The sequence below is a fragment of the Mucilaginibacter xinganensis genome (assembly GCF_002257585.1).
GTDB classification, from domain to species: domain Bacteria; phylum Bacteroidota; class Bacteroidia; order Sphingobacteriales; family Sphingobacteriaceae; genus Mucilaginibacter; species Mucilaginibacter xinganensis.
Window position 1 is genome coordinate 1,563,379 of the sequence record NZ_CP022743.1, and the last position, 12,027, is coordinate 1,575,405.

A 12,027-nucleotide genomic window follows, 5' to 3' on the forward strand; every position below is an offset into this window, starting at 1 on the left:
ATGCTATTGGCAGTGTTTTCATCATGCAAAAAAAATAAACCGATCCCTCCACCTTTATTTCAGTCGCTGCCTTCGTCTCAAACCAATATCCATTTTGTAAACCGGATCAGCGATAATGATAAGCCCGGCATTTTAGATTACCTCTATTATTACAATGGCGGTGGTGTTGCCATTGGTGACATTAATAATGACGGATTGCCCGATATTTTCTTTACAGCCAATCAGAAGGGGGGTAATAGACTGTACCTCAATAAAGGAAATTACCAGTTTGAAGACATTACCCGGAAAGCGGGCGTTGCCGGCACTGCCGACTGGAGCACGGGGGTAACTATGGCCGACGTTAATAATGATGGCTATCTGGATATTTATGTATGCGCTGTTGCAGGTAAGCTTGGGCTTAAAGGGCACAATATGTTGTACATTAACAACCATGACGGCACTTTTACGGAAAGTGCTGCTGCGTATGGACTGGATTTTTCAGGATTCTCTACCCAGGCGGCATTTTTTGATTACAATCACGACGGTTTGCTGGATTGTTTCCTGCTCAACCAGTCGGACCACTCCGTATCCATGTATGGCGATACTTCATTGCGGCATACAGTTAATAAACAGGCTGGAAACAAACTTTTTTTAAACCAAAAAGGCAAATTTGTTGATGTTACTACCCAATCAGGCATCTACAGCAGTGCATTGGGTTACGGGCTTGGGCTTGCCATAGGCGATGTTAATAATGACGGCTGGGACGATATTTATGTAGGGAACGATTTTCATGAAAACGATTATTACTACATCAATAACCACAACGGCACTTTTACAGAATCGGGTGCAAAGCATTTTAACCATTACAGCCGGTTTAGTATGGGGAATGACCTGGCCGACTTTAATAACGACGGACAGCTTGACCTGGTAACGGTTGACATGCTGCCGGCGGATGAAAAGACGCTGAAAAGCTATGGCGCCGACGAATCATACGATCAATACCGCTATAAAATTGTAAAAAACGGATTCCAGAACCAATACTCGCGCAACAGCCTGCAAAAAAATACCGGGAACGGCGAGGCGTTTAGCGAGCTGGGGTTAATGAGCGGCATTGCCGCAACAGACTGGAGCTGGAGCCCCTTGCTGGCTGACTTTGATAACGACGGGATAAAGGACCTTTTTATTGCCAACGGCATTAAACGCCGCGCGCTGGATATGGATTACGTGAGCTTTGTTTCAAACGACCAGATCCAGGGTTTATTAAACAGCAACAATGGAGCGGACAGCGCCGTGCTGGATAAGATGCCGACCGGCAGTGTGCATAGCTATATTTACAAAGGCACAAAAGCCGAAAAATTTGAAGACAAAAGCGCCGAATGGGGATTTGTTGAGCCCGGCCTTGCAAACGGTGCCGCCTATGCCGACCTCAACAACGATGGGAAGCTTGACCTTGTAGTTAACAATGTTAACCATGAAGCGGGCATCTATAAAAACACAGGAAAAAACAGTAATTACATCACTTTTAGTTTTACAGGGAAACAGGACAACCATTTTGGCATTGGCGCTAAAGCATACGTATTTTGTGGCGGGCAAATGCAATATGAACAACTGATGCTTACCCGCGGCTTTCAATCATCAGTTGATGCGCGGCTGCATTTTGGTTTGGGTACGCGTAAAAAAATAGATAGTATTTTGGTTGTTTGGCCCAACCAAACTTACCAGGTTTTAAAGGATGTGAAAATTAACCAGGCTTTAAAACTTGAGCAGGCTAACGCCGGGGGCAAGTTTTCATACCAGGTATTTTTTCCGCCGGTAAAACCGGCATTTAAGGAAATCACTAAAGATGTACGGGTTAACTGGCAGCATAGGGAAGACTACTTTGTCGACTTTAACCAGCAGCCGCTGATCCCGCACATGCTTTCGGCTGAAGGGCCACGGATAGCAGTTGCCGATGTGGATCACGACGGGCTGGATGATTTTTATGTTTGCGGGGCAAAAGGTCAGCCCGGCGCATTATTTATTCAAACAAAAACTGGGGGATTTAAAGCATCCTTGCAGCCGGCTTTTGTTGCTGATAGTTTAAGCGAAGACGTTGATGCCGTATTTGCAGATGTGAATAATGATGGAGCGCCTGACCTGTACGTAGTAAGCGGCGGTAACGAAGGTGCAAATGGCGCACCAGAACTGGCAGACAGGTTGTACATGAACGATGGAACGGGGCATTTTACCCGTTCGGCAAACATCCCGGACCTTCGGTTTAATAAAGCGGCTGTAGCGGTTGCCGATATAAACCATGACGGTTATCCTGATTTTTTTGTTGCAGGAGCGCCTGAAGCCGGGAAGTTTGGTGCAATCCCTGAATCGTATTTGCTGATGAACGACGGCAAAGGCTATTATAAACAGACCACTATTCCCGACAACCTGAAACATGCAGGGATGATCCGGTCGGCCATGTTTGCTGACCTGGATAATGACGGCTGGCCCGATCTGGTGGTTGCCGGCGAATGGATGCCGGTGAAGATATTTATGAATAAAAAAGGCAAACTGGAACAAAGCCATCAGCCCGAAATGGATAAATTAAGCGGGTGGTGGCAAAAAGTTGTTATTGCCGATGTGGACGGCGATGGCCGGATGGATATTCTGGCGGGTAATTACGGCACTAACTCCAAACTAAAACCGAACGCTGAAAATCCGGTGAAGCTTTTTCTTTCTGACCTGGACAAGAATGGAACGGTGGATCCTTTGCTTACTTACAGCATAGCCGGGCAGGACTATACCTTTTTAGGAAAGGGTGAGATTGAAAGACAAGTACCGCTTATTAAAAAGAAATTTCTTTATTACCATGATTACGCCGGCAAAACCGTGAAGGAGATTTTTGGCGACTCTCTAAACACAGACAAGTTTTTGAAAGCAACATCATTTAAATCAGGTGTGTTTTTCAATAAGGGGAATGGAGTGTTTCAGTTTAAAGCATTTCCGGCAAGTGCACAGTGTGCGCCGCTGTTTGCTTTTGGTATATTTAGTACTCCGGATTTAACCGGGATACTTGCTGGGGGCAACTTTAGCGGCGTATTGCCTTATGAAGGTAATTACGATGCGGATTACGGCGATATTTTAACCGTTGACAAGCAGCAGGTACTCAGGAGCATCTCTTCGGTATCGGGCGGTTTCTTACTGCGAGGCGAAGTGCGGGACATCAAAACCATAAAAACTGCAGCTGGCAAAATTTATGCGGTAGCCATTAATAACAAAGGAATAAGGTTTTTTAAACAGAACAATTAATTAACGATGAAAAGGATAATGATAGTTTTATTGGCGGGGTGCCTATTGTTTACCCGGCAATTGGCAGCGCAGGATAAATGGATTATTAAGGCTGATAAAATTGACCCGGCTAATTATTACGGCATTACAGTAGCCAACGGGATGATAGGTATTGTGTCTTCGCCCGAGCCTTTTAAGGTAAAAAATGTGGTGCTGGCAGGCGCTTATGATCTGTATGGAAGGGGTAGGGTAAGCAATTTTTTAAATAGCTTTAACCTGCTTAATATGTACCTGGAAATTAACGGTAAGCGCATTGATGCAAAAAACATTAGTAACTTTAAACAGGAGCTTGATATGCAGCATGCCGCTTTTACCACCACGTTTGATTACGGCGATGAAGCTTCGATAAAATACACCTATTACTCGCTGCGACAGCTTCCGTTTACCGTGCTGATGGATGTTGCTGTCATCGCCAAAAAACAAATCACCATTACGGCTGCAAGCGTGATGGAAGCGCCTGACGCGCTGAAAGATGTTCAGAATTACTATAACGAAATTGACAGGCCGCATGTAACCATAAGCCTGCTTACCTCAACCGCTAAAAGCCCTACCGGTAAATTGCAGTTATGCGCCTCGAATACCTTTTTGTTTAATGAAATGCATGGGCAGGAGCCGAGGGTGATCCACGAGATGTGGGACAACAATATGCACCTGATGAAATTCAGCAAAAGCATAGCCGCGGGGCAATCCTATACTTATGCGTTGGCGGGCTCGTCTATTACATCGGCCCATAATGCCGACCCGTTAAACGAAGCCGAGCGCCTTACCATGTTTGCCAAGCTGGAAGGGGTTGCACGCTTGAAACAATACCATAACAACGCATGGGACGAACTCTGGAAAAGTGACATAAAAATTGAGGGCGATGAACAGGCACAGCAGGATGTGCACAGCATGTTGTATCACCTGTATTCGTTTTCGCGTGCGGGAACAAGCTACTCACCTTCGCCTATGGGGCTTTCGGGCTTAGGTTATAACGGGCACGTGTTTTGGGACGCCGACCTTTGGATGTTTCCGGCATTACTGGTGTTACACCCGGAAATAGCACACTCGCTGGTTGAATACCGCTTTGAAAGGTTAACCGAGGCAAAACGAAATGCCTTTGCCCACGGCTACAAAGGGGCGATGTTCCCATGGGAAAGTGCTGATACCGGGGTAGAAGAGACGCCGGTTTGGGCTTTGAGCGGTCCGTTTGAGCACCATATTACCGCCGACGTAGCCCTCGCTGCATGGAACTATTACTGTGTAACGCAAGACAAAGACTGGCTTAAAGAAAAAGGCTGGCCTATCCTTTCGGCCACGGCTGATTTTTGGGCAAGCAGGGTTGAGCGCAACGGCTCGGGCCATTACGATATAAAGGATGTGGTTGCTGCTGACGAATGGGCCGAAAACGTAGATAACAATGCCTTTACCAATGCTGCTGCAAGCGCTAATTTGCGAGCCGCAACGGCAGCTGCTAAGTTGCTGGGTGTTAAAGCTGATCCTGATTGGGAAAATGTGGCACAGAATATTCCTGTGCTTAAATTTCCGGATGGGGTAACGCGGGAGTTTGCCACCTATAACGGAGAAGGGATAAAGCAAGCTGATGTAAACCTGTTGGCCTATCCCTTAAAAACAATAGCGGATCCCGCCCAGGTGAAAAAAGACCTTGAATATTATGAAACACGCATCCCCAACGAGGGTACACCGGCTATGACACAGGCTGTGATTGCCTTGTTGTATGCGCGGTTGGGCAATGGCGATAAAGCATATCATTTTTTTAAAGACGCTTATGAACCAAATCTTAATCCGCCGTTTAGGGTAATTGCCGAAACAAAGGGCGGTACCAATCCTTATTTTGCAACAGGCGCCGGAGGGATCATCCAGGCTATGTTAATGGGTTTTGGCGGACTGGATATTACGCCGAACGGTATTGTTCAAATAAAAAGCAAGCTGCCCGGCAACTGGAAATCTGTTACGATAACCGGCGTTGGGCCCGGGAAAAAGACTTATGTTGTTAAGTAGGATAAAAGGTAATGAGCTATAAGGAGCAATCTGATCGTTGCGCCTTGATAGTTGGTTTTTAGCTCTTAAATTATATAAATTATTATGAAGCATCTTTTTGTTTTCGGGATCGCCCTGCTCATCTTGTCCTGTAAAAAACCTGATTACCAAAAAGTAATGAGCGACCCTGCGTTGTTCAGCAATACCGTGCACGAACTGAACCGGGTGGTAATGGGAAATAACTTTTCGCCGGTGGTGGCCTCAAGAAATTACGCTTATGCAACTGTTGCGGCTTATGAGGTGATAGCAGCCGGTGATCCGGCGCACTACCGATCGCTATCGGGCCAGCTAAACGGATTAACAGCAGTGGCAAAGCCGGGAAAGGATGCAAAAATTGATTTTCATTATGCCAGCATCCTTGCGTTTTGCAAAGTAGGTGAAGCGGTTACTTTTCCTGCCGGCAGCATGAAACAGTATGTGGACGATTTGCGGGCCAAAGCAGCCGGTGCCGGCATGCCCGGCGACGTTTTACAGGGGTCGGAAAAATTTGCCGAAGACATGTTTAAATCCATCATGAAATGGAGCAAAACTGATAATTACTTAAAAACACGCAGTGCATCAAAATATGCCCTGACCGACCAGGAAGGCCGCTGGGTACCCACCCCGCCAATGTATGCTGAAGCTGTTGAACCACACTGGAGCGAGATCAGGACCATGGTAATGAAGGACGGGAAACAATATAGCGTAGTACCCCCGCCTGTTTTTAATGTGAAGGATAAGAACAGTAAGTACTACCAGGAGGTAATAGCCATAAAAAATAAGGGAGACAACTTAACGGCCGAGGAAGCCCATATTGCTGATTTTTGGGACGATAACCCCGGTAAACTGAACATTAACGGGCACTTGATGTTCATTAAAAAGAAATTTTCGCCGGCTGGGCACTGGATGAGCATAGCAGGGATTGCGGCAAAAAAAACAAATGCTGATTTTAATACTACAGTTTGCGCTTATGCAAAAACCGGGATTGCCTTGTTTGACGCTTTTATTGAGTGTTGGGCCGCTAAGTATGTTTACAATACGGCACGACCCGAAACCATAATTGATAAATATTTTGATGCCGCCTGGCGGCCGCATTTGCAAACCCCGCCGTTTCCGGAATATACTTGCGGGCATTGCACTATATCTGCATCGGCAGCAAAAGCGCTCACCAGTGTTTTTGGTGAAAATGTTGCCTATACAGATACTACAGAGCTTGAATTCGGGATTAAAAGCAGAAACTTTAAGTCATTTAACCAGGCTGCGGCAGAAACTGCGATGTCCCGTTTTTACGGCGGTATCCATTTTCATAACTCCTGTATCGTATCAAGCGGGTACGGACAAAAAGTGGGAGATGCGGTGGTTGAGAAATTAGTAATGAAAAGGCCCTAATGCTTAAATTATAGTTAAATTTTTTAGCGTGTGTAATTTCGTAATTTGTTGATAAATAGAAACTTGATATTTTTATTTGTTATTTTTTGTGAAATTTTTACTATATAAATAGGTTTTAAATTAACTGGTACTTTAATTTGTCTACCAATCTAAATTATGTATGTGCGCAACTTAATTGGCAGTTGGCGTGCGTGCCGAAACCAATTAATACAACCGTTTATAAAACTATAAATTATAACCAAATCCACGCGATGAACAGACTATTATTGACTTTGTTATTAGCCGGCAGCTTTATAATGGCCAAAGCACAAAAACCTGAAGATACCGAAATATACGAACCCGTACCCAAAGTGGTTACACCGGGAAAAACACTTAGCGATGCCCCGTCAGACGCTATCGTATTGTTTAACGGCGAGAATCTTGATAAATGGGTAATAACCAATAATCGGGATAAAGCGGCCGACTGGATAGTTAAAGACAATATCCTCACCGTGAATAAAACCTCGGGAAATATTGAAACTAAACAGTCTTTCACAAACTATCAGCTTCATATTGAATGGCGCATCCCTTCAACTATAACCGGCGAAGGCCAGGCCCGTGGCAATAGCGGTGTCTTTTTAGCTTCGATAGGTAAAGGCGATGCCGGGTATGAACTGCAGGTGCTTGACTCGTACAAAAACAAAACCTATGTTAATGGCATGGCAGGCAGTATTTACAAGCAATTTGTACCACTGGCAAATGCGGCGAGGCCACCTGGCGAATGGCAGTGTTATGATGTGGTATGGACGGCGCCTATCTTTAAAGAAGATGGCAGCGTAAAAACTCCTGCAAAAGCAACCGTATTTTTTAACGGTGTACTGGTTGAAAACAACGTGGAATTGTTGGGACCAACCCGCTACATAGGTAAACCTGTTTATGAAAAGCACGGCCCCGCACCGTTAAAGTTACAGGCACACGGCGATAAAAGTGAACCTATCAGTTACCGCAACATTTGGATAAGAGAATTATAATTGATTTGAGTATATACAGTTGGTTGATTTTAAGGTAGCTGAGGAGTCGGCTACCTTTTTGTTTTTGGGTGCGTTTTTAAGTTGTTACCATAAGGGAAGTTGGAGTTGGTAAAGGCATTTTTATTAAATTTCGTTTTTGATTAATTTTTAATAAATTGCGCTTAGCCTGAATTACTACGCCAACAAAGCACTTTACCTGTTACCAGAAATGTTAGTTAATATTGATGTTATTATACTGAGCTATGGTAAAACAACGGCTTTGCAAAGTATTACCCGAAACGGTATTGAAACTTTATTGGCTTCAGAAGAACCTGAAAAAATAAAGTTGAATGTTATTGTTGTTGAATCTGATCAATCACTTTCGCCTTACCAATACCCGGGCGCCATAACAATTTATCCGAATACCGTTTTCGGTTATCACAAGTTCATGAACATCGGCTTAAAAGCATGCGCCAGTACTTATGTGTGTCTTTGTAATAACGATTTAGTTTTCCATAAACACTGGGCCACCAATATTTTAATGGAGATGGATAAAGATCCTGCGCTGTTAAGCGCGTCGCCTTACGACGACAGGTTTCATCAAGATGAAGGTTTTTCCAAATTTCAGCCGCCCCTTGAGGGTTATATGGGAGTGCTCAGCGGCTGGTGTATTTTTACAAAAAGAGCAATTTTTGATGTGATAGGTCCTCTGGATGAAAACCTGACTTTTTGGTACTGCGATGCAGACTATTGCCGGTCGCTGATAAAGCATGGTATCAAAAATTGCCTCGTTTCGTCTTCATTTGTAACCCACCTGGGCAGTGTATCAACCAAAACGCTTGATAAAAAAGAGAGCAACAAACTAACTAAACTGCCTGAGTTTTACTACAGGTACAAATGGCAGCATCAGTCGTACATCAAATATAAACTGCAGGTAATAAAGTATAAGTTACAGATAGCCTTTGGGCTTAACGGCCAATCCGGTTGAAGGGCGGTTTTTACAAAAATTAACTTTAATGCAATTATTGTTTACTGATTAAATGCTTTTCTTTACTATATTGGGAATCAAATAAACCTGTATCATCAATAGCAATAACACTGAGTGATTGCTGAAAGCCAAATAGTAATTTAATAAACCGTTGCTAATTTGAAAACATTCCCCATTTATAAACAGCAGGATGCGATGGACTGTGGTCCAACCTGCCTGAAAATGATCACCAAATATTTTGGCCGCACCTTTAGTATTCAAAAATTGAGGGCTCTTTGCCAAATCACGCACGGCGGGGTTACATTTTTGGACATGAGCGAAGCAGCAGAAAAATTGGGATTGCATTCTGTTGGGGTTAAAGTAGATGTGGCGCAGTTAAAGGAGCTGGAGTTACCCTGTATTTTGCATTGGCGCCAAAACCACTTTGTAATACTTTATAAAATAAAGAAGGGGATTTTTTATATAGCCGACCCGGCAGCCGGCCCAATGAGACTTACCGAAACTGAGTTTACAACCAACTGGATAGCATCGGCTGAATATAATGACGGAGTTGCTTTGTTTATCAATTCTACCCCCCGCTTTTATGAGCAGGAAGATGAAAAGACGGGAGAGTTAAGCTGGGCATTCATTGTGAGGTATCTTTTCCAATACAGGCAGCTATTGATGCAAATGGTTTTGGCGCTGGCCATGGGTACCGTGCTACAGTTGATCGCCCCGTTTTTAACCCAATCTATAGTAGACCTGGGGATCTACAGCCATAACCTGAGCTTTATCCAACTGATCTTAATTGCACAGGTGATGATATTTATAGGTAGCACCAGTATGGATTTTATTAAATCATGGATCCTGCTGCACATAAGTACCCGCGTAAATATCTCTATCCTTACCGATTTGCTGATAAAACTTATGAAGCTGCCCATGAGCTTTTTTGATACCAAAACGCCGGGCGACATTATGCAGCGGATCACTGATGAAAAAAGGATTGAATCGTTTTTAACTGGTTCCACCTTAAGTATTGTATTCTCGGTATTCAATTTTGTGGTTTTCGCGGTGGTTATCGCTATTTATAATTCGGTAATATTTTTTGTTTTTGCAGTGTCCACCATATTGTATGTTACCTGGATACTTATCTTTTTAAAGAAAAGGCGCGAGCTTGATTATAAACAGTTTTCAAACAACTCAAAAAATCAGGATAACATAATAGAACTTGTTTTTGGGATGCAGGAGATCAAACTGAATAACTCCGAGATCAGGAAACGCTGGTCGTGGGAACATATTCAGGCGCGGCTTTTTCGCTTCAATATTAAGTCGCTGGCATTAAACCAGTACCAGCAGGCGGGTGCCGCCTTTATTAACCAGGGTAAAAACATTTTTATAACCTATTTAAGCGCCAAAGCAGTTATAGACGGTAATTTAACCCTGGGTGCCATGGTGGCTATTCAATACATAATAGGGCAGCTTAACGGCCCGGTGGAACAGTTTCTGAATTTTGTTAAAAGTTACCAGGATGCCAGGATAAGTGTTGAACGTTTAAATGAGATCCACAGGTTAGATGACGAGGAGCCTGAAGGGAAGACCTATATCAACCGTATGCCGGACAATAAGAGCATTGCCTTGCACAACGTAACTTTCAGGTATCCGGGGGCGGGTAATGAGCCGGTGTTAAATAGCATTAATCTTTATATCCCGGCAGGTAAAACTACTGCGATAGTGGGAATGAGCGGCAGCGGAAAAACCACTATCTTAAAATTACTGCTGCGGTTTTACCTTCCAGAAGCAGGTGATATAAGGGTTGGAACAGAGCGTTTAAATGATATAAGGCATCGCCTGTGGCGCGATCAGTGCAGTATTGTAATGCAGGATGGCTACTTGTTTACCGACACAATAGCAAATAATATTGCTATAAGCGATGAAGAACCCGATCCGGAGAAATTAAATAATGCCATAAGGATAGCCAACATCCAGGATGTGATTGAATCATTGCCCTATGGATTAAATTCTAGGATAGGCGCCGGCGGCGGCGGATTAAGCCAGGGGCAAAAACAACGAATACTGATTGCGCGGGCCGTGTATAAGAATCCGGCGTATATTTTTTTTGATGAAGCCACTAATGCGCTGGATGCCAATAACGAGAAAGTGATTGTTGAGAACCTGGGCGAATTTTTAAAAGGAAAGACAGTTGTGATTGTAGCGCACAGGTTAAGCACTGTGAAAAATGCAGACAATATTGTAGTGCTGCATAAGGGTAGTATTATAGAGCAGGGCACACACCAGGAGTTAACCCTGAAAAAAGGCGAGTATTATAATTTGATTAAGAATCAACTGGAATTTGGACTATAGCCATGGACGAAAATAATCAGCAGCTGCACAGCGACGAAACACAGGAAATTATTACCAAACCGCCCTCATGGATAATTAAATGGGGGATAACGCTGTTTGTTATTTGTCTTTTTATACTGGGAGCGCTTTCGTTTATGATCCATTATCCCGACCTGGTAAAAACGCGGATGGTAATTTACGCATCGGGGTCTTCCAGGCCAATAACAGCTAATGCCGATGGGCGGTTAATAAGGTTGCTTGTAAAAAACAGTCAGGCTGTAACTAAGGGCGAGCCGCTTGCCTTTGTTGAATCGCCTCAAAGCCACGATGATGTTTTGCAGCTTTCTGATGAATTAAAAATGCTTAAAACCAATATTACTGCAGATCTGGCAGGTCCTACAGAAAAACAGTTGGGGGATATGAAGCGAATCAAGGAACATTTTCGGGTTATTTTCAGGCATGAACCACCATTAACCGAGCCGGGAAACACAGCAATGTGCAGTAATTGCAGGGCACCGTTCATTAACCAGCTAAATACCATAATAACTTACGTAGATAAGTGGAAAAACCAATTTATAGTTAGCGCTTCAAGTGCCGGGAAACTATCAGTCATTGGGTTAATAACTGAAGGGCAGCCAGTAAAAGCTGGACAGCCTTTATTTTATGTAAGTGATGGTCGATCCGGGTTTTATGGGGAGATGGCTATTTCGCAGTATGATATTGGTAAGGTAAAGAAGGGGCAAAAGGTATTGATAAAACTATTAAGCTACCGTTTTGAGGACTTTGGAGTGATAACAGGTACCATTGATACTATTGGAGCATTGCCATTTAATGACAGCGTTTACGTGTCAAAAGTGATATTTAAAAACCCTGTTAATAGAAATATTATTTTAAAAAGCGGCTTATCAGCAGAATCAGATATTATTACCAAAGATGTTTCATTAATTAATAGATTAATTAATAGCTTAAAGAAAGCTGTTCAGGCTCAATGATTTCCTTTCGATAGCTTTCTTCAGGCGAAAA

7 protein-coding genes are annotated in these 12,027 nt (G+C 43.5%); all 7 read left to right on the forward strand.

Going from position 1 to position 12,027, the window contains the following annotated elements:
- Positions 1–3,261, forward strand: a complete 3,261-nt coding sequence (locus tag MuYL_RS06930) for a VCBS repeat-containing protein (RefSeq protein WP_170309732.1) — start codon at positions 1–3, stop codon at positions 3,259–3,261.
- Positions 3,262–3,267: 6 nt separating this feature from the next.
- Positions 3,268–5,301, forward strand: a complete 2,034-nt coding sequence (locus MuYL_RS06935; protein WP_094569836.1) for a glycosyl hydrolase family 95 catalytic domain-containing protein — start codon at positions 3,268–3,270, stop codon at positions 5,299–5,301.
- 84 nt (positions 5,302–5,385) lie between these two features.
- Entirely contained in the window at positions 5,386–6,708 is a 1,323-nt protein-coding gene (locus MuYL_RS06940) for a vanadium-dependent haloperoxidase (RefSeq protein ID WP_094569837.1), read from the forward strand.
- Between the two features lie 251 nt (positions 6,709–6,959).
- Positions 6,960–7,718: a 3-keto-disaccharide hydrolase gene (locus MuYL_RS06945; protein ID WP_094569838.1), complete on the forward strand. Its 759-nt coding sequence runs from the start codon at positions 6,960–6,962 to the stop codon at positions 7,716–7,718.
- A gap of 208 nt (positions 7,719–7,926) precedes the next feature.
- A complete protein-coding gene (locus MuYL_RS06950) occupies positions 7,927–8,685 on the forward strand; it encodes a glycosyltransferase family 2 protein (RefSeq protein WP_094569839.1) in 759 nt (252 codons plus the stop codon).
- A 159-nt stretch (positions 8,686–8,844) separates the two neighbouring features.
- A complete protein-coding gene (locus MuYL_RS06955) occupies positions 8,845–11,025 on the forward strand; it encodes a peptidase domain-containing ABC transporter (protein ID WP_094569840.1) in 2,181 nt (726 codons plus the stop codon).
- 2 nt (positions 11,026–11,027) lie between these two features.
- Positions 11,028–11,996, forward strand: a complete 969-nt coding sequence (locus MuYL_RS06960) for an HlyD family efflux transporter periplasmic adaptor subunit (protein ID WP_094569841.1) — start codon at positions 11,028–11,030, stop codon at positions 11,994–11,996.
- The last annotated feature ends 31 nt before the right edge of the window (positions 11,997–12,027 follow it).